The 22587-nt window shown below is 72.5% G+C and carries 20 protein-coding genes; 9 read left to right on the top strand and 11 right to left on the bottom strand.

The genetic code is table 11. The annotated features are described in order from the left end of the window. The first annotated feature begins 245 nt into the window (after positions 1 to 245). Entirely contained in the window at positions 246 to 1643 is a 1398-nt protein-coding gene (locus K313_RS0117275) for an IS110 family RNA-guided transposase (RefSeq protein ID WP_240483994.1), read from the top strand. Positions 1644 to 2079: 436 nt separating this feature from the next. On the opposite strand, the gene K313_RS0117270 is transcribed toward K313_RS0117275, so the two are convergent. The 3 genes from K313_RS0117270 to hrcA form a co-directional block, all read right to left on the bottom strand. Further along, complete coding sequence (locus K313_RS0117270; protein ID WP_029212687.1) at positions 2080 to 2820, bottom strand: 16S rRNA (uracil(1498)-N(3))-methyltransferase; 741 nt, start codon at positions 2818 to 2820, stop codon at positions 2080 to 2082. A 4-nt stretch (positions 2821 to 2824) separates the two neighbouring features. Next, a complete protein-coding gene (dnaJ, locus tag K313_RS0117265; RefSeq protein ID WP_029212686.1) occupies positions 2825 to 3949 on the bottom strand; it encodes a molecular chaperone DnaJ in 1125 nt (374 codons plus the stop codon). A 123-nt stretch (positions 3950 to 4072) separates the two neighbouring features. Then, positions 4073 to 5128, bottom strand: coding sequence for a heat-inducible transcriptional repressor HrcA (hrcA, locus tag K313_RS0117260; protein WP_029212685.1), 1056 nt, complete (start codon positions 5126 to 5128; stop codon positions 4073 to 4075). 186 nt (positions 5129 to 5314) lie between these two features. Between hrcA and K313_RS0117250 the strand changes: the two genes are divergently transcribed. Continuing rightward, positions 5315 to 6235 carry a DUF3097 domain-containing protein gene (locus K313_RS0117250; protein ID WP_029212684.1) on the top strand — a complete coding sequence of 307 codons (921 nt, stop codon included), beginning with the start codon at positions 5315 to 5317 and terminating at the stop codon, positions 6233 to 6235. Beyond that, a complete protein-coding gene (locus tag K313_RS0117245; RefSeq protein WP_029212683.1) occupies positions 6228 to 7241 on the top strand; it encodes an NUDIX hydrolase in 1014 nt (337 codons plus the stop codon). The genes K313_RS0117250 and K313_RS0117245 overlap by 8 nt, the downstream gene beginning before the upstream one ends. Before the next feature lie 40 nt (positions 7242 to 7281). Here K313_RS0117245 and K313_RS0117240 read toward each other — a convergent pair whose 3' ends face one another. The 3 genes from K313_RS0117240 to hemW all read right to left on the bottom strand — a co-directional run bounded on the left by K313_RS0117240 (position 7282) and on the right by hemW (position 10798). Then, positions 7282 to 8730 carry an MDR family MFS transporter gene (locus tag K313_RS0117240; protein WP_029212682.1) on the bottom strand — a complete coding sequence of 483 codons (1449 nt, stop codon included), beginning with the start codon at positions 8728 to 8730 and terminating at the stop codon, positions 7282 to 7284. Positions 8731 to 8878: 148 nt separating this feature from the next. Further along, positions 8879 to 9433, bottom strand: coding sequence for a DUF4870 domain-containing protein (locus K313_RS22675; RefSeq protein ID WP_029212681.1), 555 nt, complete (start codon positions 9431 to 9433; stop codon positions 8879 to 8881). Between the two features lie 138 nt (positions 9434 to 9571). Beyond that, positions 9572 to 10798, bottom strand: coding sequence for a radical SAM family heme chaperone HemW (gene hemW / locus K313_RS0117230; RefSeq protein ID WP_029212680.1), 1227 nt, complete (start codon positions 10796 to 10798; stop codon positions 9572 to 9574). 78 nt (positions 10799 to 10876) lie between these two features. On the opposite strand from hemW, the gene K313_RS0117225 reads away from it, so the two are divergent. Further along, positions 10877 to 11533 (top strand): M23 family metallopeptidase, encoded by a 657-nt coding sequence (locus K313_RS0117225; protein WP_029212679.1) that lies wholly within the window; start codon positions 10877 to 10879, stop codon positions 11531 to 11533. Positions 11534 to 11612: 79 nt separating this feature from the next. Here K313_RS0117225 and K313_RS0117220 read toward each other — a convergent pair whose 3' ends face one another. Then, complete coding sequence (locus K313_RS0117220; RefSeq protein WP_084412985.1) at positions 11613 to 12692, bottom strand: YeiH family protein; 1080 nt, start codon at positions 12690 to 12692, stop codon at positions 11613 to 11615. Between the two features lie 84 nt (positions 12693 to 12776). Between K313_RS0117220 and K313_RS0117215 the strand changes: the two genes are divergently transcribed. From K313_RS0117215 to K313_RS22670, 3 genes are all read left to right on the top strand, one after another. Then, positions 12777 to 13673, top strand: a complete 897-nt coding sequence (locus tag K313_RS0117215; RefSeq protein WP_029212677.1) for a LysR family transcriptional regulator — start codon at positions 12777 to 12779, stop codon at positions 13671 to 13673. A gap of 112 nt (positions 13674 to 13785) precedes the next feature. Continuing rightward, entirely contained in the window at positions 13786 to 14649 is an 864-nt protein-coding gene (locus K313_RS0117210; RefSeq protein WP_029212676.1) for a GNAT family N-acetyltransferase, read from the top strand. Between the two features lie 40 nt (positions 14650 to 14689). Then, positions 14690 to 15550, top strand: coding sequence for a GNAT family N-acetyltransferase (locus K313_RS22670; protein WP_156911451.1), 861 nt, complete (start codon positions 14690 to 14692; stop codon positions 15548 to 15550). 231 nt (positions 15551 to 15781) lie between these two features. Here the strand turns inward: K313_RS22670 and trmB are convergent, their stop codons facing one another. Together trmB and lepA are read right to left on the bottom strand one after the other, a co-directional pair. Beyond that, the gene (gene trmB / locus K313_RS0117200) at positions 15782 to 16552 is read right to left on the bottom strand and encodes a tRNA (guanosine(46)-N7)-methyltransferase TrmB (RefSeq protein ID WP_029212674.1); all 771 of its coding nucleotides are present in this window, start codon (positions 16550 to 16552) and stop codon (positions 15782 to 15784) included. Further along, the gene (lepA, locus tag K313_RS0117195) at positions 16549 to 18417 is read right to left on the bottom strand and encodes a translation elongation factor 4 (protein ID WP_029212673.1); all 1869 of its coding nucleotides are present in this window, start codon (positions 18415 to 18417) and stop codon (positions 16549 to 16551) included. The genes trmB and lepA overlap by 4 nt, the downstream gene beginning before the upstream one ends. 115 nt (positions 18418 to 18532) lie before the next feature. Between lepA and K313_RS21565 the strand changes: the two genes are divergently transcribed. Continuing rightward, positions 18533 to 20008, top strand: coding sequence for an MFS transporter (locus tag K313_RS21565; protein WP_029212672.1), 1476 nt, complete (start codon positions 18533 to 18535; stop codon positions 20006 to 20008). On the opposite strand, the gene K313_RS0117185 is transcribed toward K313_RS21565, so the two are convergent. Both K313_RS0117185 and K313_RS0117180 read right to left on the bottom strand, forming a co-directional pair. Beyond that, positions 19913 to 20473 (bottom strand): LURP-one-related/scramblase family protein, encoded by a 561-nt coding sequence (locus K313_RS0117185; RefSeq protein WP_029212671.1) that lies wholly within the window; start codon positions 20471 to 20473, stop codon positions 19913 to 19915. The two genes, K313_RS21565 and K313_RS0117185, sit on opposite strands and share 96 nt — an antisense overlap. A gap of 167 nt (positions 20474 to 20640) precedes the next feature. Continuing rightward, entirely contained in the window at positions 20641 to 21843 is a 1203-nt protein-coding gene (locus K313_RS0117180; RefSeq protein ID WP_029212670.1) for an MFS transporter, read from the bottom strand. A 71-nt stretch (positions 21844 to 21914) separates the two neighbouring features. On the opposite strand from K313_RS0117180, the gene K313_RS0117175 reads away from it, so the two are divergent. Continuing rightward, positions 21915 to 22460, top strand: a complete 546-nt coding sequence (locus K313_RS0117175; protein WP_029212669.1) for a type II toxin-antitoxin system PemK/MazF family toxin — start codon at positions 21915 to 21917, stop codon at positions 22458 to 22460. The last annotated feature ends 127 nt before the right edge of the window (positions 22461 to 22587 follow it).

The raw sequence follows: 22587 nt of genomic DNA, 5'->3' as shown, positions 1-22587 counted from the left end.
GCTGACCTACCTCAGGTAGTCACATTTAGGTTGGGTGGTGCCCGCGGGCGTCCTGTCTGTCACTGGGCCGCTTCGGTGAGCTCTTGCGGATGATTGGTCGCTCGCGGGCATGCCGGTGTCTGAGGGGTGTCTCTTGTTCGGGAGCGTGCGGCGACCGTTCTGTGGTCGACCCCTACTTCGAATGTGTAGGTGAGCCACGACGACACGGGCCTGGAATGACAGGACACGTGATCGGAGGACTCGTCGTGCAATACGTGCTGGGGATCGATCTGGCGTGCAGAGCCAGACATCAGGCCTCGCTGGCCGACATCGATGGCCGGATCGTCTGGCATGGGTGGAAATTCACGTCCCGCCCCGAAGAGCTCGAGCGGTTGTGGGCCAAGATCGCGCTAGGCCCGGGCGACGACCTGCTGGTGGTGATGGAACCCACACGCAACGCGTGGGTCCTGCCCAAGCACTGGTTCGCCTCCCGTGGTGCCCGCGTCGTGCTGATACCGACCACGCAGTCCGCGGACCTGCGCGCGTACCTGTCCAAGCACACCAAGAATGACAAGCTGGACTCCCAGCTGCTGGCCCGCCTGCCGTCCCTGCACGGCGAGGAGCTACGCGAGCACCACGGCGCCGGGCCCGGTGACCCGCTGCGACGCCTGGTCCGGCGCCGGGACCGCAAGGTGGCCCAGCACACCCAGGCCAAGATGCGTCTGGACAGCCTGCTGGAGCTGTTGGGCCCGGGCTGGCACGACGCGCTGGGCAGCGACTTCACCAAGACCGGCGCGAAGGTCCTGATCCGGTACAGCGACCCCCGCGCCCTGCTGCGGCTGGGACCGGCCCGGTTGACGACCTTCTTGGCCCGTCACTCCCGCGGCCACTGGGGCAGGCCGCACGCCGACGCGTTGCTGGCCGCGGCCCGCGAGTCCGTGCAGATGTGGGGCCCGGAGGGGATCGACTACGCCGAGCTGGCCGACAGCATCGCCGCCGAAGCCAGCGACCTGCTCACCCTCCACGACCAGATCGCTGCCCTGGACGCTCGAATCGCCCCCCACGTCCAGGACGCCGACCCCGGCAAGGTCCTGACCTCGGTCCCCGGCATCGGAGCCGCTACCGCCGCCGTGATCGTGGCGATCATCGCCGACCCCGCCCGCTTCCACAGCCTGGACGCCGTCCGGGCCTACAGCGGCCTGGTCCCGATCACCAGCCAGTCCGGCAACCAGGCCAGCGCCCGCGGGCTGACCAAGGCCGGTGACCCGCTGCTACGCAAGATGGCCTTCCTGGCCGCGGACACCGCCCGCCAGACCGACCCCCAGCTCGCCCGCCAGTACCAACGACTACGCCACAGCGGACGACACCACACCAGCGCGATCTGTCACCTGGCCGGCACCCTGCTGGTGCGCGCCGTGGCCTGCTGGCGCGCCAACAGCCCCTACATCCTCAAAGACACCGACGGCACCCCCATCACCACGGCCCAGGGCCGTCAGATCGTCAACGACCGCTACCAGATCGACCCTGGCAAGACCCGTGGACAGACCAAGAACCGCAAGGCCCAGCACCACAAGAAAAGGACGAGCCGGGAGTCACAGAAGTCGCACAGCGCTCCAACATCCCGACCCGTCCCCATCAATCCTAGAAGCCCCGCACTGACTTGACTCCCCTTAGGAACTCATCAGCCCGACTTCGCACGCCGGGCGGATGTGACGAGACCAGGCTGGTGTGACGAACCCAGGCGGATGCGGCGACGCCAGACGGGCCGTGCCGACCTCGGTCAACACGGACGCATTCACGACCGGGTGGACTCCACCACCCATGACCGTGGCCGAACCCACCCGATACCTCACCGCCACCCGACGCGTGAGGATCGGGTGGACTCCACCACCCATGACCGTGGCCGAACCCACCCGATACCTCGCCGCCACCCACGCGTGAGGATCGGGTGGACTCCACCACCCATGACGGTGGCCGAACCCACCCGCCCACGCCGCGCGGGCGTGTCGGCATACCGGCGGTCGGCGATCTCCGGGATCAGCCTGAGTTGGACACATCGACCTGCCGTGCGAGCCCAGGCGGATGACCACCTGAGGTAGGTCACCAGCGGGCGCGTGCGAGGAGCACCGCGAGGGCGGCCGGGCCGGCGCTGGAAGACCGCAGCACGTGCGGCCCCAGCCGTATGACGCGCGCCCCGGCCTCCTCGAACGCCGCCAGCTCGTCGGCGGAGATCCCGCCCTCGGGGCCGACCACGACCATCACCTCACCGGACGAGGGCAGCTCCACGTCGTTGACCGACGTCGTCGCGTCCTCGTGCAGCACCAGCGCCAGCGAGGTGGAGGCCAGCCGTGCAGCCAGCTGCTTGCTCGTGACGTGCTGGGCGACGACCGGGGTGCGGTGCCGTCGGGACTGCTTGGTGGCCGCGGTCACGACCTGCTCCCACTTGCGGTGGGCCTTGGCAGCCCGGTCGCCGCGCCACTGCACGATCGACCGCGCGGCACCCCACGGCACGACCTCGTCGACGCCGAGCTCGGTCGCCGACTCCACCGCCTGCTCGTCGCGATCGCCCTTGGCCAGCGCCTGCACCAGGACGAAGCGCGGCGTGGGGGCGTCAGGACGGCATACGGTCTCGACGCTCACCGTGATCTCTCCCGGCGCGACCGAGGAGACCGACCCGGCCACCTCGGCCCCGCTCCCGTCGGACAGCAGCACGGGCTCGCCGGGTTGCAGGCGCAACGACCCGGAGGCGTGCCGCCCCTCGGCGCCGTCCACGAGCACGGACGACCCTGGCGTCACGGACCCGAGCGACCCGGCGGGCAGGAGGAACAGCGGCGCCGTCATCGGCTCAGCGGAAGGCGTCGCGGAGCTTGCCGAGCAGCCCCTTGTCGAGGGAGGTGACGTGGGCGTCGGGGTTCTCCTCGCCGCGCAGCTCGGAGAGCTCGCGCAGGAGCTCCTCCTGGCGGGAGTCGAGGCGGGTGGGCGTGGAGACGTTGAGGTGCACGACCAGGTCGCCGCGACCGCCGCCCCGAAGGTGGGTCACGCCGAGGTCGTCGAGCGTGACGGTGTCGGCGGACTGCGTCCCCCGCCGCACGTGCACGTCGTGGGCGCCGTCGAAGGTGTCCAGCGTGATCGTCGAGCCGAGGGCCGCGGCCGTCATCGGCACGTCGAGGGTGCAGTGCAGGTCGTCGCCGTTGCGCTGGAAGGTCGGGTGCGGCGTCACGACGATCTCGACGTAGACGTCGCCGGGCTGGCCGCCGCCCGGGCCGACCTCGCCCTCGCCACGCAGCTGGATCCGCGTGCCGGTGTCGACGCCGGCCGGGACCTTGATGGAGACGGACCGGCGGGTGCGCACGCGCCCCTCCCCCGAGCACTCGAAGCAGGGGTTGGGGATCACCGTGCCGTAGCCCTGGCACACGCCGCAGGGGCGCGAGGTCATGATCTGGCCGAGGAAGCTGCGCTGGACCTGCTGGACCTCGCCGCGGCCCTGGCAGGAGGAGCAGGTCTGCGGGGACGTGCCGGGCTGGCAGCCGTCGCCGTGGCAGGTGCCGCACTCGACGGCCGTGTCGAGGGTGAGCTCGTGGGTGTCGCCGAAGACCGCGGTGCGCAGGTCGACGTCCGCCCGCACGAGCGCGTCCTGGCCGCGTCGCACGCGCGAGCGGGGTCCACGACCGCCCGCGCCACCCGCCCCCGCGCCGAAGAACTGGTCCATGATGTCGCTGAACGTGAAGCCCTGGCCGAAGCCCGCCGCACCGGCGCTGGCGTAGGGGTCCGCGCCCATGTCGTAGGCCTGCTTCTTGGCGGGGTCGCCGAGCACGTCGTAGGCCTGCGAGACCCGCTTGAACTCCTCCTCGGCCTCGGGGCCGGGGTTGACGTCCGGGTGCAGCTTGCGCGCGAGCCGGCGGTAGGCCTTCTTGATCTCTTCGGCGCTGGCGCCGCGCTCGATCCCGAGGGCTGCGTAGTAGTCGTTCACGAAAGTCCTTGCCTGACGGAGTGGTTGGCGAGAGTGACGTGGGGTGCTGGGGCGATCGGGGGGACGGGGACGACGGGGCGGGCCGAGCCGGCCGGGTGCGCCGCACCCGCCGACGCCCGGTGGCTAGCCACCGAAGGACCGGGAGACGTATGCCGCAACCGCCCGCACCGCCGCCATCGTCGTGGGGTAGTCCATGCGGGTGGGGCCGAGGACCCCGAGCCCGGCGACGAGGTCCGGCCCCGCACCGTATCCGGTCGACACGACCGAGGTGGACACCAGACCGGCGTGCGAGAGCTCGCTGCCGATGCGCACCGAGACGAGGTCCGAGTCGGCCGCGGCGGGGCGGGCCGGGTCGTCGTGCATGGCGTCGATCAGGCCTAGCAGCACGACGTGCTCCTCGAGCGCCTCGAGGACCGGGCGCAGCGACGTCGGGAAGTCTTCGGAGCGGCGGGCGAGGTTACTGGTGCCGGCGAGCACCACCCGCTCCTCGCGCTCCTCCACGACGATCTCGGCCAGCGCCGTGGTGACGGCCTCGACGGCCGGGCGGTCGGCCACCTCGAAGCCCTGGGACAGCCCGGCGAGCGCGGGCGCCACCTCCGGGAACGGGCGGCCCGCGGCGAGGCCGTTGAGCCGTCCGCGCAGGTCGAAGACGAGGCGCTCGCCGTCCACGTCGCCGAGGTCGCGGCCGGCGTCGACGACGCGCTGCTCCACCCGACCCGTCGTCACGATGAGCACGACCATCAGCCGCGGCCCACCGATGGGGACCAGCTCGACGTGCCGCACGGACGACCGGGTGAGCGAGGGGTACTGCATCACCGCGACCTGGTGGGTAAGGCTGGCGAGCAGCCGCACGGTGCGGTCGACGATGTCGTCGAGGTCGACCGACCCCGCGAGGAACTCGGCGATGGCCGCGCGCTCGGGCGGCGACATCGGCTTGATCTCGGACAGCTGGTCGACGAAGAGCCGGTAGCCCGCGTCGGTGGGGATGCGGCCCGCGCTCGTGTGCGGGGCGCAGATCAGGCCCTCCTCCTCGAGCGCGGCCATGTCGTTGCGGACCGTCGCCGCGCTGACGCCGAGCTGGTGCCGGTCGAGCAGCGCCTTGGAGCCGACGGGCTCGGAGGTCGCGACGTAGTCCTGCACGATGGCCCGCAGGACCTGCAGGCGGCGTCCGTCGCTCATCGTCGACCTCCTCACGTTCGCTGGTTGGCACTCGGGTGGGGCGAGTGCCAATTCTACGCCGGGTGGCGCGCCACGACGAACTCCGCCGGTCCTCGGGCTAGCCTTCAGCACCGTCCGACGACCGCGTCGGGGCGGGTCTCGAGCACGACCCGTCGCGCCAGCAACAGGCAGAAGCAGGAGGCCCCCGTGGCGGACCGATACGGCACCGACGTCCTCTCGGGCGACTGGAAGGCTCCCCGCCGTGGGCGCTCGGAGGCGGTCCCCGCCACCCGTGGCCTGGTCGTCGAGGACGTCGAGTCCGGCTGGGTCGGCGCCGTGGTGCGGGTCGAGAAGGCCGGTGGCGTCCACGTCGTCCACCTGGAGGACCGCAAGGGCCGCACCCGGGGCTTCGAGATGGGCCCCGGCTTCTGGGTCGACGGGCGCCCGGTCACGCTGGTCCCCGACAAGAGCGGCAGCAACGCCCGCCTCGCCGAGGCCCGCCAGGCCTCCTCGCGCACGGCCTCCGGATCCGTCGCCGTCGCCGGCGCCCCCGCCCGCGTCGCCACCGGGTCGCGCATCTTCGTCGAAGGCCGCCACGACGCCGAGCTGGTGGAGAAGGTCTGGGGCGACGACCTGCGCATCGAGGGCGTGGTCGTGGAGATGCTCGACGGCGTCGACGACCTGGCCGCGGTCATCAAGGACTTCGCCCCCGACCGTGACCGTCGCATGGGCGTCCTCGTGGACCACCTCGTGCCCGGCACCAAGGAGGCGCGCATCGTCGAGGAGGCCCGCCGGGTCCCCGGCTACTCGCGGTTCGTCAAGGTCCTCGGGCACCCCTACGTCGACGTGTGGCAGTCGGTGCGCCCCGAGCGGCTCGGCCTGGAGCAGTGGCCCGTCATCCCCCGTGGCACCTCCTGGAAGCACGGGATCTGCGCGCACCTCGGCTGGCCGCACCGTTCCCAGGCGGACATCGCGCGGGCGTGGAAGCAGATCCTGGGTACGGTGCGCACGTACGCCGATCTGGAGCCGGCCCTGCTGGCCAGCGTCGAGGAGCTGATCGACTTCGTCACCGTCCCGCTCGACGACGACCAGCACGCGAGCGGCCAGCAGGAGGTCACGCGTGGGTGAGGAGCAGGAGCAGCTCGCCGTCGAGCTGGTCGCCGTCGTGGTGGCCGTCGTGTCCGGGCGACCGCGCGTCCTCACGGCTCCCCCGCCCGCCCCCGGCATACCCGCCCTCCCGGCCGGCCCCCTCGAGGCCGGTCAGCCGTCCCTGCAGGCCGGCCTGCGCTCCTGGGTCGCCTCGCAGACCGGCAGACAGCTCGGGTATGTCGAGCAGCTGTACACCTTCGCCGACCACGACCGCGGGCTCGACGACACGAGTGGCCGCCGGATCTCCATCTCCTACCTCGGCCTGACGACCGCCGGAGCCGAGGGCGCCGCAGCGACCGAGGGAGGCGACGCGGCCACGGGGTCCGCTCCGTCCATGACGTCCACGACGTCCATGACGTCCGAGGAGACCGACTGGTACGACGCCTACGCGCTGCTGCCGTGGGAGGACCAGCGGGACGGCACCCGCCTCGTCGACGAGGTGATCGCCCCGCAGCTGACGCACTGGGTCGGCGCCGCCGGATCACCCGCCGACCGCACGGCCCGGCGGCACCGCTGCGACCTGACCTTCGGCCGCGGCGGCCACGCCTGGCTGCCCGACCTGGCGCTGCAGCGCTACGAGCTGCTCTACGAGGTCGGCCTGGTCCCGGAGGCGCGCGGCGCCTGGCGGCTGCCGGACGACGACCTGGTCCCCGGGGAGCGGATGATCGGCGACCACCGCCGCATCCTGGCGACGGGCCTCGCACGGCTGCGGGCCAAGATCCAGTACCGCCCGGTGGTGTTCGAGCTCATGCCACCCGAGTTCACCCTCGGCGAGCTGCAGTCGTGCGTCGAGGCGCTCGCGGGCCAGGCGCTGCACAAGCAGAACTTCCGCCGCCTCGTCGAGCAGCAGGCCCTGGTCGAGGAGACCGGGTCGGTGTCCTCGGGCACGGGCGGTCGGCCGGCGCGCCTCTACCGCTTCCGCCGCTCGGTGCTCGACGAGCGGCAGGTCGCGGGCACCAAGCTGCCGGCCCTGCGCACCCGCTGAGCGCGTCGGCTGTCGCGGCCGTATGCCGTGCTCGCGACCCCTATGGCCGCGGGGTGCGGACCAGGGTCGCCGCCCCGAGCGCCAGCACGGCCAGCACCGCGCCGACCGCGAAGCCGCCCTGGACGCCGCTCATCAGGGCGTCGTTCGCGGACGCACCACCGCTGCTGGCACGCGCGGTCATGAAGGCCATGACGGCCACCGTCGTCGCGGTGCCCGCCGCGGCCCCGACCTGCTGCAGCGAGCCGAGGATCGCCGAGCCGTGGGGATACAGGTGCGGGGGCAGGACGCCGAGCGACGCCGTGAACACGGGGGTGAAGACCAGCGCCAGCGAGACGCTGATGAGGACGTGCAGGACGAGGACGCCCCAGGGCGCCACGACGGGTGCGAGCAGCGCGAGCATGACCAGCCCCGCGACCAGGCCGGCGGCGCCGGGGACGACGAGCCGGGGGGCGCCATACCGGTCGTAGGCCTTGCCCACCTGCGGGCCGAGCAGGCCCATGGCCAGGCCGCCCGGGATCATCAACAGACCGGTGGACAGCGAGGACATCCCGCGCACCTCCTGCAGGTAGATGGGGAGCAGGATCACGGTGCCCATCAGGCCCATGAAGCAGAGCACCATGAGGACCAGGCCGATGGTGAAGGTGCGGTGGGACAGGGTGCGCAGGTCGAGCAGGGGCGTGCCGTTGCGCTGCAGGGCGAGCTGGCGTCGCGTGAACACGGCCATGGCGACGAGACCGACGACCACGAACACCCACGGCGGCAGGCCCGAGGACGCCCCGCCGTGGGACGCGCCCTCGCCGAACCCGCTGAGGCCGTAGACGAGGCCGCCGAAGCCGACGGCGGACAGCGCGAGGCTCGGCAGGTCGAGGTCGCTGTGCCCCGGCTCGGCGACGTCCACCAGGGAGCGGAGCCCGACGACCAGGGCACCGATGGCGATCGGCAGCACGACGGCAAAGATCAGCCGCCACGAGCCCAGCTGCAGCAGCACCCCCGAGACCGCCGGCCCCATGGCGGGCGCGACCGAGATGACGAGCGTGACGTTGCCCATGACCTTGCCGCGCTCGTGGGCGGGCACGAGGTTCATCAGGGTGGTCATCAGCAGCGGCATCATGATCGCGGTGCCGCAGGCCTGCACGACGCGCCCGCCGATCAGCACCGCGAAGGTGGGGGCGAGCAGGCACGCGGCGGTCCCGATCGAGAACAGCACCATGGCCAGGGCGAAGGTGCGTCGGGTCGCGAGCCGCTCCATGAGCCAGCCCGACGCGGGGATGACCACGGCCATGGTCAGCATGAACACCGTCGACAGCCACTGGGCGGTGGACGCGGTCACGTCGAACTCCCGCATGAGGCGCGGGATCGCGTTGGTCATGATCGTCTCGTTGAGGATCACGACGAAGGTCGCGAGGACCAGCACGGCGAGGATCGTGCGGGTGCGGGAGCGGTCCACGTCGGGCAGTGGTGTCGCCTGGACGGGGGCGTCGGGATGCATGCGGGGTCTCCGGTCGTATGACGTGCGGTGGGGGCAACCCGGAGCAGCGTCGGACGGGGTGCTCCTCCATGGTCGCTCACCGCGCCGGCCCGTCCAACTCCATTGCCGGGCCGCTGCCTCAGCCCGATGACCGCACCAAGGTGCGCTGCTACGTGATGATGCGCCAGGTGAAGGGGTAGCTGTAGGGCTCGCCCGCCGACACCTTGATCGCCGCCAGCCCGTGGACGACCAGGGCCGCCAGCGGCAGGAGGCCGGCCAACCAGATCGTGACGAAGCCGACCAGCACGATCATGAGCGGCAGCGAGATCAGGACCACGGCCACCGTGGCGATCCAGACGGTGATCTGGAAGTTCAGCGCATCGATCGCGTGCTCCCGGACCGCGCGGCTGCGCCCGCCCCCGACGAGCAGGACGATCACGGGGCCGAAGAACGTGAGGCCACCGAGCAGCACCGAGGCGATGGGCGACCAGTGCGCCGCGCAGACCAGCTGCCGCTCGTACTCGGGGTTGAGCGGGGCGGCGTTGCCGTGGACGGGCTGTCCCTGCTGGTAGCCGCCCTGCTGGTAGCCGCCCTGCTGGTACCCACCCTGCTGGTAGCCACCCTGCTGGTAACCACCCTGCGGGCTCGCGCCCTGACCGGTCGGCCCGGCCTGCGGGTAGCTCGGGATCTCGCGGTCGTTGCGGAACTGGTCGTCGGTGCTCATGGTCCCCTCCGTGTGGTTCGTGGTCGGCGCGGCGACGTGCCGCTCGACCCTTCGGACTCCAGTCTGCCCAGGTCGGATCCCTCGAGGACCTCAGAACCAACCCTGATCCGACCCTGATCAGACCCTGGCCGGGGCAGGTCAGACGCCGAGGAGCCGCCGCACCACGGTGTCCGCCAGCAGGCGTCCGCGCAGCGTGAGCACCAGGTGGCGGTCCCGCAGCGCCGCGCCCCCGTCGACGAGGCTGTCGGCGATCAGTCCCGCCACGGCCTCCTGGCCGGTCTCGTCCAGGTCGTCGATGGGCAGCCCGTCCACGAGCCGTATGCCGAGCAGCACCCGCTCGTCGTACTGCTGCTCGGCGCTGAGGAGCTCGCGCGCCGCCGCCGGGGACTGGCCGCCGTTGAGGCGCGACGCATAGGCGCTCGGGTGCTTGACGTTCCACCAGCGGACGCCGCCGACGTGGCTGTGCGCGCCGGGGCCGGCGCCCCACCAGTCGCCGTCGCTCCAGTAGCCGATGTTGTGGCGGCACCGGTGCTCCTCGCCGCGGGCCCAGTTCGACACCTCGTACCACCCGTACCCCGCCGCCCGCAGGAGGCCGTCGGCCAGCTCGTACTTGTCGGCCTCGTCGTCGTCGCTCGGCAGCGCGACCTCGCCGCGCCGCACCTGGGCACCCATCTTGGTGCCCTCCTCCACGACCAGGGCGTAGGCCGAGACGTGGTCGGGCTCCAGCGCGATCGCGGTCTCCAGCGACGTGCGCCAGTCCTCGAGCGACTCGCCGGGGGTGCCGTAGATGAGGTCGAGCGAGACGTCGAGCCCGTGCGCGCGGGCGGCCTTGACCGCACGCTCCACGTTGAGGGGGTCGTGGGTGCGGTCGAGGGTGCGCAGGACGTGCGGGACGGCGGACTGCATGCCGAGGCTGACGCGCGAGAAGCCGCGAGCGGCGATCCAGTCCAGGTAGTGCTCGTCGACGGTGTCGGGGTTGGCCTCGGTCGTGATCTCGACGTCGCCGGTGTAGCCGAAGCGCTCGCCGATCCCCTCGACGATCCGGGCCAGGTCCTCGGCCGCGAGCATGGTCGGGGTGCCCCCGCCGACGAAGACCGTCTCGACGGCCGGCGCGTCCTCGCCCAGCACCCGCCCGGCGAGGTCCAGCTCCGCCAGGACGGTGTCGGCGTAGGATCCGACGCTCGCCCCCGGCGTGCCGAGCTCGGTCAGGGTGTAGGTGTTGAAGTCGCAGTAGCCGCAACGGACTCGGCAGAACGGCACATGCACGTAGATGCCGAACGGGCCTAGCCCCAGACGATCCAGCGCGGTGCTCGGGAGCGTTCCGTCGGAGGGGGCGGGCAGTCCTTCGGGCAGGGCGCTCGGCATACGGCCCATTGTGTATGACGACCGCGCCCGCCCCCGTCAGGCGACCGCCAGGTGGCGCGGCTGTGCCAGGCTCGACGCGTGGACCTCGACGGCGCATCCGCAGCGACAACCGTGCTCGACCTCCCCGTGCGGGGTCGGTGGCTCGTGCAGAACAGCCCGGCCGACCGGGTGCCGAGCCACGGGACCGAGACGTTCGGCTCGTCCCACGCGATCGACCTCGTCCCGGTCGACGCGCGCGGACGCTCGGGCCCGTGGAGCTGGCGCACGGCCCTGGCGACGGAGCGGCCCGAGGTCTTCCACGGGTTCGGCGCCGCCGTCATGGCCCCGGTCGACGGGACCGTCGTCGATGTGCACGACGGCGAACCCGACCACGAGGCGCGGCGATCACAGCTGCTGCTGGTGGGCTACCTGCTGACGCAGGGCCGGCACGTGCGGGCGGGCGCCGCCGGGATCGCCGGCAACCACGTGGTGCTGTCGCTCGGCGACGGCGGCCCGGTCGTGCTCCTGGCGCACCTGCGGCGCGGGTCGATCCGGGTGGCGGTGGGTGACGCGGTGCGGGCCGGCGACGTGCTGGCGCAGTGCGGCAACTCCGGCAACAGCACCCAGCCACACCTGCACCTGCAGGTCAGCTCGTCGACGCGCTGGGAGCAGGCGAGGGGCCTGCCCATGGCCTTCCGCCACCCCGTCGGCGGTCGTCCGTGGCTGCCCCGCAACGGCGACATCATCGACGCCTGACCTCCCCCGTCCGTCGGACCGTGAGCGGGCACGAACGGCTCCTACCCCCTCACCGCGAGCAACCACCTGGCGCCACCGGTCAGGTGGCGAGGGTGACGCCGGCGAGGCAGACCAGCGCCACCGTCGCCGTCGACAGCGCCGCCAGGACGAACGGCCGGACGCCCACCTGGCGCACGAGGCCGAGCCGGACGCCGCAGCCGAGGGCGAACATCGCCGCCGTCAGCAGGACCGTCTGCAACTGGCGAGCACCGTCGAGCACGGGCGCCGGCAGTGGCAGGAAGGACCGCACGAGCACCATCGCCACGAACCCCAGGACGAACACCGGCACCAGCGGCGGCAGCCGTCCCCCGTCAGCGCGTCCGCCTGCGGCCGCCAGGGCCCGGCGTCGCCGCCAGGAGATGGTCGCCATGACGGGCGCGAGCATGAGCACGCGGGTGAGCTTGACGATGACGGCGGCCGCGAGCGCGCCTCCCCCGATAGCGCCGCCCGCCGCCACGACCTGGGCGACCTCGTGGATCGAGCCGCCGGCCCACAGACCCCCGGCATACGGGCCCATCCCGAGGGCCGTGACGACCAGCGGCGCGACGGGGATCATCAGGGTGCCGCAGACGACGACCAGGGCGACGGCGGTCGCGACGTCCTCCTCCTCGGCGTCCACGACCCCGTCGACGGCGGCCACGGCCGCGGCGCCGCAGATCGAGAAGCCGCAGGCCACCAGCAGGGTGAGGCCCGCGGGGACCCCCAGCAGGCGCCCGTAGGCCAGCGTCGACGCGATCCCCAGCCCCACCACGGCCACGACGACGGCGATCATCCCCCAGCCGAGCCCGAGGACCTGACCCAGGACGACCTGCAGCCCGAGCAGCACGATCCCGGCGCGCAGCAGCGGCTTGGCCGCGACGGCGAGGCCGGGCGCGAGCGCGGTGGGCAGCGGCCAGGCGTTGGCGAGCACGGCGCCGAGCAGGATCGCGACGAGGAGCGGGGACACCACGGGCACGAGGTGGTTGACCAGCAGGGCGAGGACCACCGCGACGGAGCACAGGGCGAGCCCGGGCACGGGGCCCGTGCGGAGGACACGTGGTGCGCGCCGGGCGGGGTGAGGGCGGCGTGCGTGTCGGGCGGGGATGACCGCAGGGGTGGCGCGGCCGGCAGCGGTGGTCATGCTGCCAGCCTGGCCGGGCGGACGGGTGAGCGGCAGCCCCCAGTCCTGCACCCCGTCATATCAATGTGATATGACGACAGGGTGATGCCCGACCTCAAGGCCCTAGAGCTGCTGGTCGCCGTGCACGACGAGGGCAGCCTCGGCGCCGGCGCCCGCGCGATCGGCATGGCCCAGCCCAACGCGTCGCGCCTGGTGGGGCGGCTCGAGCGCGACCTGCGGCAGCGGGTCGTCGTCCGCCTGCCGCAGGGCGCCCAGCTCACCCCCGCGGGGGTCATGCTCGTCGAGCATGCCCGCGAGATCCTCGCGTCCACGCATCGGCTCGAGAAGGCCATCGAGGCGTTGCAGGGGCAGAGCATCCCCGAGCTGCGCATCGCCGCGTCGCTGACCGTGGCCGAGCACCTGGCACCCACCTGGCTCACCGAGCTGCGGCGTCACCACCCGAGGCTGCTGGCGGGCATGACGGTGGCCAACTCCACGATGGTGATCGACCAGGTCCGCCGGGGTGTGGTCGAGCTGGGCTTCGTGGAGGGCCCGGAGCCGCCCCACGACCTGCCCAGCACCGTGGTGGCCCGCGACGAGCTCGCCCTCGTCATCGGCCTGGACCACCCGTGGATGGAGCGCACCTCCCCCGTCGGCGCCGCCGAGCTCGCGGGCACCCCGCTCGTCACCCGGGAGCGCGGCTCGGGCACCCGCGAGGCGCTCGACGCGGCCCTCTCACCGCTGGAGCCCTGCGGCCCGGCCCTGGAGCTGTCCAGCAACGCCGCGGTCCGGGCCAGCGCCGTGACCGGCACCGCTCCCGCCGTCCTCAGCCTGCTGGCGGTCGCCGACGCCGTGCACGACGGTCACCTCGCGGTCGTGCCGACCGAGGGCTTCACCCTCGAGCGACAGCTCCGGGCCGTATGGCGCCGCGACCCGCTGCGAGGCGCCGCCGCCGACCTCGTGTCGATCGCCGCGCGGACCGGGCGCGCGCCACTCCCCTGAACCCACCCCGTCCCACCCTGACCTGGCCCGCCCCGCCCCGATCGCACCTGGCGCCGTCTCGTGGGCCTGAGGGTTCCGACCTCATCGCGCCTCGACCTGCGAGGCTGGGCCCATGGCGCACACGAGCTCCATCACCGTCCGCATCACCAAGGACCCCGACGAGTTCCTCCGCGACGCCGGGGACTTCATGGAGTCCGAGCCGGTCATCCACTCGATCCTGGCGAGCAACGTGCTCATCGCGCGGCGTCACCCGGGCCGGATCCCCGACCCGTGGTGGATCGAGCTGCGGCGCGGCGGACGCATCGTCGGGGTGGCCATGCACACGCCGCCCTACCCGCCGCACCTCCCGCTGTCCTCGCCGCTGCTGGCCGTCAGCGTCGCCCGTGAGCTCGCGGCGCGCGGACGCCCGGTGGACGGCGTCGGCGGGCTGCGCGAGGGGGCGTTCGCCTTCAGCGACTGGTGGTGCGCCGACCAGGACCTCGACGCCGACGTGGTGATGGACCTGGGGATGTACGACCTGCCCCGGCCGCCGCACCTGCCCTTCACCGTCCCGGGACGGCTGCGGCCCGCCATACCCGCCGATCTCGACCTGGTCCGCGGCTGGCTGCAGGACTTCCACCGCGAGGCCCACGGGCCGAGCGAGCCGCCACCCCCCGACCCCTCCCCGCACGTCCTCGAAGGACGCACGGCCCTGTGGGAGGTCGACGGGCGGCCGGTGTCCATGTGCTACGCGACCGAGCCGTCCGGTGGGGTCACCCGCATCAGCGGCGCCTGGACCCCGCCCGCGGACCGGGGCCACGGCTACGCGAGCGCCGTCGTCGCCGCCTGGTCGCGGCACCAGCAGGAGCACGGCCACCGCTGCATGCTGCTCACCGACCTGGCCAACCCCACCAGCAACGGGATCTACCACGCGCTCGGCTACCGCCGGATCGGCGAGACCGTCACCCTCGCCTTCACGAGCGAGCGGTCCGGCTGAGGGTGGGCGCCGGCTCGCCGCGCGTGACACAGTGACCCTCATGCAGCGGGGTACGGCGAGGGGCATCACGGTGGCGCGGACCACCGCCGGTCGCGACTTCCAGCAGGTGTCGGCCCCTCGCGTCGCCGCCGCCCCCGTCATCCACTCGGTCGTCGCCACGACGCTCGCCCACGCGCTGGAGTCCCCCGCGGACTACCCCGGCTCCCAGTGGTACTGGGCCAAGCGGGACGGCCGCGTCACCGCCCTCGCGATGCACACCCCACCGCGCCCCTTCCACGTGGCGACGGTCGACACCCACGTCGCGCGAGCCATCGCCCGGCGCGTGCTGGCCGACGGGCTGCACGTCGAGCGCGTGGGCGGGCTGGTCACGGGCGCGCTGGCCTTCGCCGAGACGATCGCCTTCGAGTCCGGCGGTCACATCCGCGTGGTGCGGCGCGAGGGCATGCACGACCTCCCCCGCCCGCCGCGCCACCCCGAGGGCGTCCCGGGCGAGCTGCGTGCCGCGCGCGAGTCGGACATCCCGCTCCTCGACACCTGGGCGCGGGCCTACCTCGAGGAGACCGGGACCGAGGCGCCGCCGCGATTCCCGTTGCAGCAGTGGGTGTCCCGCGGCGACATGCGCGTCTGGGACGTCGACGGCGAGCCCGTCGCCATGACCCACGCGTCCCGCCCCCACGGCGGCGTCTCCCGCATCTCCTGGGTCTACGCCCCGCCCGAGCAGCGCGGCCACGCGTATGCCGCCGCCACCGTCGCCGCCGTCAGCGCCCTGCAGCGTCGCGCCGGCCACCGCTGCCTGCTCTACACCGACCTCGACTCCCCCGCGTCGAGCCGCCTCTACCAGCGAGTCGGCTATCGCCGCGTCGGCGACTCCTGCGTCCTGGCCCTCACCCAGGTGCGCTGACCCGGCACCTGCGCCCAGTCCTCGGCCCCCGACCCGCGCCCCGACCCGACCCGCGCCCGTCTTCGGCCCCCGAATCGCGCTCCGCACCCGACACCAAGTGACCTGCCGGGGCACCGTGATCGATCAAACGGCCGTCGTGGGCGCCAGGGCTGACCCGACGGGTCACCTCTGGTCGTGTCCCCAGGTGGAGGCTCAGGCAGCGCACACCCTGCACGCGGCGGGCGGGCCGGCTCAGCGGCGGCGGCGGTACGTCAGGTCGTGGATCGAGCGCCCCGCGGCGATCCCGCGCCGCTCGAAGCGGGTCATCGGCCGTACGTCGAACCGCTCGACCTCGCCGCCCTCGAAGTCGGGGTGCGCGTCGAGCACCTCGCGCATCGACTCCGCGTAGTCGGACCAGTCCGTCGCGAGCCGCCACAGCCCGCCGGGCTCGAGGACCCGTGCCACCAACGAGGCGAAGGCCGGCTGCACGATCCGCCGCTTGTGGTGCTTGGTCTTGGGCCAGGGGTCGGGGAAGAAGGTCCACACCTCGCGCACCGACCCCGCCGGCAGCAGCGTCTCGAACACCGGCACCGCGTCGGCCTCCATGAGCCGCACGTTGGTCAGCTCGCGCGAGCCGACCTTGCGCAGCGTGTCGTACAGCCCCGGTCGATAGACCTCCAGGGACAGCAGGTCGTGGTAGGGGTATGCCGCCGCGCCGGCCACGGTGGCGTCGCCGGATCCCGCGCCGACCTCCACGACCAGCGGGGCCACCCGGCCCCAGACGGTGGCGGGATCCAGGCGGGCGGCCGGGTCCACGTCGGTGCGCGCCGCGTCGCGGGGCACCTCGATCAGGTAGGCGTCGCCATACCGCTCGAGGGCCCGTGCGTCCTTGTCCTGCAACCGGGCGTCGGTCCGCGCGAAGCTCACGATCCGACGAGCGCCCTTGTGCGGCACGGGCTCTGCGAGACCGACGGTGTAGGCGCGCTCCGCGGGGTCGCCCTCCTGCGGGAGCGGCTCGGTCACTTCTTGCCCTTGGCCTTGCCGTCCCCGCCGCCGTCGTTGGACAGCGCGGCGATGAAGGCCTCCTGGGGCACCTCGACGCGGCCGACCATCTTCATGCGCTTCTTGCCTTCCTTCTGCTTCTCGAGCAGCTTGCGCTTGCGGCTGATGTCACCGCCGTAGCACTTGGCCAGGACGTCCTTGCGGATGGCGCGGATGGTCTCGCGGGCGATGACGCGCGAGCCGATGGCGGCCTGGATCGGCACCTCGAACTGCTGCCGCGGGATCAGCTCGCGCAGCTTGCCGGCCATCATCACGCCGTAGGAGTAGGCGTTGTCCTTGTGCACGATCGAGCTGAACGCGTCGACCTGCTCGCCCTGCAGCAGGATGTCGACCTTGACCAGGTCGGCGAGCTGGTCGCCGTCGGGCTCGTAGTCCAGGGAGGCGTAGCCGCGGGTCTTGGACTTCAGCTGGTCGAAGAAGTCGAAGACGATCTCGGCGAGGGGCAGCGTGTAGCGCATCTCGACGCGTTCCTCGGACAGGTAGTCCATGCCGCGCAGGGTGCCGCGCTTGGACTGGCACAGCTCCATGATCGCGCCGATGAAGTCGCTCGGGGCGAGGATCGTGGCGCGCACGACCGGCTCGCGCACGTCGGCGATCTTGCCGTCGGGGAACTCGCTGGGGTTGGTCACCTCGACGAGCTTGCCGTCGTCCATCGTGACTTCGTACTCCACGTTGGGCAGCGTCGAGATCAGGTCCAGGCCGAACTCCCGCTCGAGCCGCTCGCGCACGATCTCGAGGTGCAGCATCCCGAGGAAGCCGACGCGGAAGCCGAAGCCCAGCGCCGCCGACGTCTCGGGTTCGTAGACCAGGGCGGCGTCGTTGAGCTTGAGCTTGTCGAGCGCGTCGCGCAGCAGCGGGTAGTCCGTGCCGTCGATCGGGTAGAGCCCGGAGAAGACCATCGGGCGCGGGTCGCGGTAGCCGCCGAGGGCCTCGGAGGCCGGCTTGGCGAGGTTGGTGATGGTGTCACCGACGCGCGACTGGCGGACGTCCTTGACGCCGGTGATGAGGTAGCCGACCTCGCCGACGCCGAGACCGTCCGAGGGCGCGGGCTCGGGCGAGATGACGCCGATCTCGAGCAGCTCGTGGGTGGCCCGCGTCGACATCATCTGGATCCGCTCGCGCGGGTTGAGGTTGCCGTCGATCACGCGGACGTAGGTCACGACGCCGCGGTAGGTGTCGTAGACGGAGTCGAAGATCATCGCGCGGGCCGGCTTGTCCGCCTCACCCGTGGGGGCCGGGAGCTGGCGCACGATCTCGTCGAGCAGCTCCTCCACCCCGACGCCGGTCTTGCCCGACACCCGGAGCACCTCGGACTCGTCGCAGCCGATGAGGCCGGCGAGCTCCGCGGCGTACTTCTCCGGCTGCGCCGCCGGCAGGTCGATCTTGTTGAGCACCGGGATGATCGTGAGGTCGTTCTCCATCGCGAGATAGAGGTTGGCCAGCGTCTGGGCCTCGATGCCCTGCGCCGCGTCGACGAGCAGGACGGCACCCTCGCACGCGGCCAGGGACCGGCTGACCTCGTAGGTGAAGTCGACGTGCCCCGGCGTGTCGATCATGTTGAGGCAGTAGGTCTCCAGCTCGCCCGCGGCATTCTCCAGGGACCAGGGCATCCGGACGGCCTGCGACTTGATGGTGATGCCACGCTCGCGCTCGATGTCCATCCGGTCGAGGTACTGCGCGCGCATCGCCCGCTCCTCGACCACGCCGGTCTTCTGCAGCATGCGGTCGGCCAGCGTCGACTTGCCGTGGTCGATGTGCGCGATGATGCAGAAGTTGCGGATCAGCTCCGGTGGCGTCGCGTGGGGCTTCAACGCGGTGGTGGCCATGGGAGACACGGGGCGACTACCTCAACTTGGGGTCCGGGGAGCACAGGGCACGGTCAGCGACCCAGTCTCCCACAGGTCGACCAGCCGGTATGCCGCCCTCCGCTACCGTCATGGGGTGTCACCGTCCCCCACCGCCGTCTTCCGCCGGCCCGGCTTCCCCCTCATGTATGCCGCCCTGTCGACGTCGGCGCTCGGCGACTCGGTCCTGCTGCTCGTCCTCGGCGTCTGGGCCAAGACCCTCACGGGCCAGAACGGCAGCGTCGGGATCGTCTACCTGTGCATGCTCGTGCCCGCGCTGGTCGCGCCCTTCCTCGGCGCCTGGGTGGACGGGTTCCGCCGCAAGCCCCTGCTGATCTGGACCAACGTCGCCTCGGCGCTGGCGGTGCTGCCGCTCACCGTCGTCGACGACGCCTCCGACATCTGGATCCTCTACGGCGTCGCCGTCCTCTACGGCCTGTCCTTCGTCATCGTGCCGGCGGGCGTCAACGGCCTGCTCAAGGAGCTCCTCGACGACGAGGCCCTGGTCGACGCCAACTCGGCGCTGGCCACCACCAAGGAGGCCTTCCGGCTGTTCGCCCCGCTCGCCGGGGCGGCGATGTTCGCGGCGTGGGGCGGCTGGACCGTGGCCGTCGTCGACGCCGTCTCCTTCCTGGTCGCGGCGGTCCTCATCGCGCGGATCCGGGTCGACGAGGCCGCCCCGCAGCGCCATACGGCCGGGCTGGTCGACGCCATGACCTCGGGGGTGCGGCTCCTGGTCGCCGACCGCGTCCTCAAGCACGTGCTGGTCGGGCTCGGCCTCACCCTGCTGGTCGTCGGGTTCACCGAGTCGGGGATCTACGCGGTGCTGGACGCGTTCGGCAAGCCCGCGACCTACGTGGCGATCGTCGTGATGGTGCAGGGCATCGGCGCGGTCCTCGGCGGGCTGGCCAGCAGCTGGTCGGTGCGGCACCTCGGCGAGGTCAGCACCATCGTCGTCTCCTGCGTGATCCTCGCGACCAGCATGGCCGTCGTGGCGCTCGCCGGCACGATCCCGGTGCTGCTGGCCGCCTCGGCGGTGTTCGGGTTCGGGCTGCCGCTGATGTTCGTGGCCTACACCACGCTGATCCAGCGCCGGACCGAGCAGGCCGTGATGGCGCGCGTGACCATGGCCGCCGAGGTCGTCATGAGCGTCCCGCAGGCGGTGTCGCTGGCCGTCGGTGCGGTCGTGGTGTCGCTGGTGCCGTACCGGTGGGCGTTCGGCGTGATCACGGTCGTGACGCTGCTGGGCGCCGCGCACGTCCTGTGGTGGCTGCGGGACCAGCTGCGCCCCGGCACGACGACGAGCACGACGAGCACGACGCCTCCGAGCACGACCCCTGAGAGCACGACCCCTGAGAGCACCGCCCCCGGCGGCCTTGCTCCGGTGTCGACCGACGGCGCTCCCGAGCTGCCGATCGACGAGGATGCCGCGCTGCTGACGGACCTCACCGACCAGCTCCCGGGCGCCGCCGGCACGTCAGCCGCCGGAGGAGTTCTCCTCCTTGGCGCGGATCAGGTCGAGCGCCACCACGGCCCCGACCACGGCGACCCGCAGGGTGACCGGCACCCCTGAGTTGAACGACACGACGTAGCGGTTGCGGCCCAGGAGCCCCGCGGCCAGGCCCGGCCACTGCCGCGACACCCGCGCGACCGAGCCGCCCGGACCCGCGATCTCGAAGTCGTAGTCGAAGAGCTGGCCCTGCACGTCGAGCCCCTCGCCGTTGACGAGCTGCAAGGTCAGGCGCTTGCGAAAGAACGTGAACTCCTTGACCAGCTGACCGATCTCGTAGCCCTGCCCGTCCTGGAGGGTGAACCGGTCGCGGCCCATCGTCATCACGTCGTCGAGCCGCACCAGCACGGACCCGTCGGTGTCGTGGACGGACAGCTTGCGGGAGCCGAGGAACATCCGCGACAACGCGGACCCCTCGGTGCGGATCTCGCCCACCTGGGCACCAGCCTGGTCCCGGATGGCGAAGTCGTTGCTCATGAAGCTGGTGACCTGGTCCATGACCAGCACGTCGGCGTGGAGGAGAGTCATGCCAGTCGGACTCCCCGCACCCTCGGTTCGTTCCCATCTGCCGTCGTCACAGCCGAGACCACGTCTCCGGCACGACCCGAGCCAGCTGTCCCTCGGCCGGTCGCCCCGACGGAGGAGCCACTCCACACCCTCGATGTCGTCCAGCAGGACCCTGACAGACCCTCTGATCAGGCGGTTCGTCGTTGGAGCAGGGCGCTCCAGGCGGTGACGGCGAGGCCCAGGACCGCCAGCACGACGCCGATCCGGCTCGGCCACGCGTAGCCCCAGCCCGCCGCGAGGACCAGCGACCCGAGCCAGGCCCCCAGGGCATTGGCGATGTTGAGCGTGGAGTGGTTGAGCGCAGCGGCCAGGGACTGGCCCTCGTGCGCCACGTCCATCAGGCGGGTCTGCAGCATCGGGACGAGCATGCTCGGGAGCATCCCCAGGGCATAGGTGGCCGCGAGCCCGACCACGGCATACGGCAGGAGCAGGGCGTAGACCGCGAGCAGGATCGCGATCAGCACCAGCAGCACCGCGATGCCGCGCAGGATGCCGTGCCGCGCCACCCGGCCCGCCAGCGCCGCACCGGTCGTGGAGCCGAGGCCGTAGAGGGAGAGGATCCACGGCACCGCGGCCGAGGACCAGCCGCCGAGCTCCTGCAGCGTGGGCGAGATGTAGGCGTAGGTCGAGAACATGCCGCCGAACCCCACGGTCCCGATCAGCAGGGCCAGCCACACCTGAGGGCGGCGCAGCGCCGTGAACTCGCGCCGCACGGACGCGGTCGGGTTGGCGGGCTGGTGCGGCACGAGCGTCGACACGGCAGCCATCGTGACCAGGCCGAGGACCCCGACGACCGCGTAGGACTGCTGCCACCCGAGCACCTGGCCCAGCCAGGTCGCGGCGGGGACGCCGACGATGTTGGCGACGGTCAGACCCATGAGGACGTTGGAGACGGCCTGCGTGCGACGACGGTCGTCCACCAGGGAGGCGGCGACCAGCGACGCGATCCCGAAGTAGGCGCCGTGCGGCAGCCCGGCCACGAACCGCACCAGCATCAACGGCCAGTAGCTCGTCACCAGCAGGCTCGCCAGGTGCGCCACGGCGAACAGGGCCATCAGCGCCACCAGCACCCGCCGGCGCGGCAGCCGCGATCCCAGCACCGCCAGCGTCGGCGCGCCCACCACGACGCCCAGGGCATACGCCGACACCAGGTGCCCGGCGGTCGGGATGTCGACGCCGATCCCGCGCGCCACCTCGGGCAGCATGCCCATCGACGCGAACTCCGTGGTCCCGATGGCGAATCCGCCCACGGCGAGAGCGAGGATCGCCAGCCCCGCGTGACGGCGGGACGCCTCCTGGTGGCGGTCGGCGAGGGGGCTGGCGGGCGGCATACGGGTGCTCCTGGACGTCGACGAGGGTGGGGGTGCGGCTCGGCGACCTCGGCAAGCGCTAACGTCCCACTATGGCATCACTCGGCAGGAGGATCGCCCGCGCTCTCGCGGGTGCGGTCGTCGACGCGGCCCGTCGCGCGGGGCAGCAGGAGCGTGGACGGTCGGGTGGGGAGCGCCCCTCGCCCAGGCCGGCCCGTGAGCCGGTGACGAGCCCGTATGCCGGGGACTACGACGGGGTGCCGGACCTGACCTATGCTCCCGTGACCGACGACCTCCCCGACCCGGGCGAGGTCGTGTGGGCGTGGGTGCCCTACGAGGAGGACCACGCGCGGGGCAAGGACCGCCCGGTGCTGGTGGTGGGGCGGCACGGTGCGCTGCTGCTCGCGCTCCCCCTCACGAGCAAGGACCACGACCGCGACGCGGAGCAGGAGGCCTCGCTGGGGCGCCACTGGTGCGACATCGGCTCGGGCGCCTGGGACTCGCGCGGCCGCCCGAGCGAGGTGCGCGTCGACCGGGTGCTGCAGCTGGACCCGACGACGGTGCGCCGGATCGGGGCGACGCTGTCGCGGGAACGGTTCGACGAGGTGGCCGCGGCCGTCCGCGCCCGCCGCCCCTGACCCGCCCGCGCTGGCTCCGCCGGCGAGCGCGTCTCACGCTGCAGCACGAGACGGGGTCGACACCCCGAGACCACGCCCCCTCCTGACCAGCCGCAGATGTCTCACCCTGCAGCACGAGACGGGGTCG

The organism is Arsenicicoccus bolidensis DSM 15745 (assembly GCF_000426385.1).
In the GTDB taxonomy this organism is placed as follows: domain Bacteria; phylum Actinomycetota; class Actinomycetes; order Actinomycetales; family Dermatophilaceae; genus Arsenicicoccus; species Arsenicicoccus bolidensis.
This window is presented reverse-complemented; position numbering and strand designations above follow the sequence as displayed.

What these genes read in the sequence shown, in the direction of transcription:
- lepA (WP_029212673.1), bottom strand. Translation starts at nt 18,417, where the DNA reads ATGGCCACCACCGCGTTGAAGCCCCACGCGACGCCACCGGAGCTGATC.
- K313_RS0117180 (WP_029212670.1), bottom strand. Translation starts at nt 21,843, where the DNA reads ATGCCGCCCGCCAGCCCCCTCGCCGACCGCCACCAGGAGGCGTCCCGC.
- hrcA (WP_029212685.1), bottom strand. Translation starts at nt 5,128, where the DNA reads ATGAGCGACGGACGCCGCCTGCAGGTCCTGCGGGCCATCGTGCAGGAC.
- K313_RS0117240 (WP_029212682.1), bottom strand. Translation starts at nt 8,730, where the DNA reads ATGCATCCCGACGCCCCCGTCCAGGCGACACCACTGCCCGACGTGGAC.
- K313_RS22675 (WP_029212681.1), bottom strand. Translation starts at nt 9,433, where the DNA reads ATGAGCACCGACGACCAGTTCCGCAACGACCGCGAGATCCCGAGCTAC.
- K313_RS22670 (WP_156911451.1), top strand. Translation starts at nt 14,690, where the DNA reads ATGCAGCGGGGTACGGCGAGGGGCATCACGGTGGCGCGGACCACCGCC.
- K313_RS0117185 (WP_029212671.1), bottom strand. Translation starts at nt 20,473, where the DNA reads ATGACTCTCCTCCACGCCGACGTGCTGGTCATGGACCAGGTCACCAGC.
- K313_RS0117175 (WP_029212669.1), top strand. Translation starts at nt 21,915, where the DNA reads ATGGCATCACTCGGCAGGAGGATCGCCCGCGCTCTCGCGGGTGCGGTC.
- K313_RS0117220 (WP_084412985.1), bottom strand. Translation starts at nt 12,692, where the DNA reads ATGACCACCGCTGCCGGCCGCGCCACCCCTGCGGTCATCCCCGCCCGA.
- hemW (WP_029212680.1), bottom strand. Translation starts at nt 10,798, where the DNA reads ATGCCGAGCGCCCTGCCCGAAGGACTGCCCGCCCCCTCCGACGGAACG.
- K313_RS0117270 (WP_029212687.1), bottom strand. Translation starts at nt 2,820, where the DNA reads ATGACGGCGCCGCTGTTCCTCCTGCCCGCCGGGTCGCTCGGGTCCGTG.
- K313_RS0117215 (WP_029212677.1), top strand. Translation starts at nt 12,777, where the DNA reads ATGCCCGACCTCAAGGCCCTAGAGCTGCTGGTCGCCGTGCACGACGAG.
- K313_RS0117210 (WP_029212676.1), top strand. Translation starts at nt 13,786, where the DNA reads ATGGCGCACACGAGCTCCATCACCGTCCGCATCACCAAGGACCCCGAC.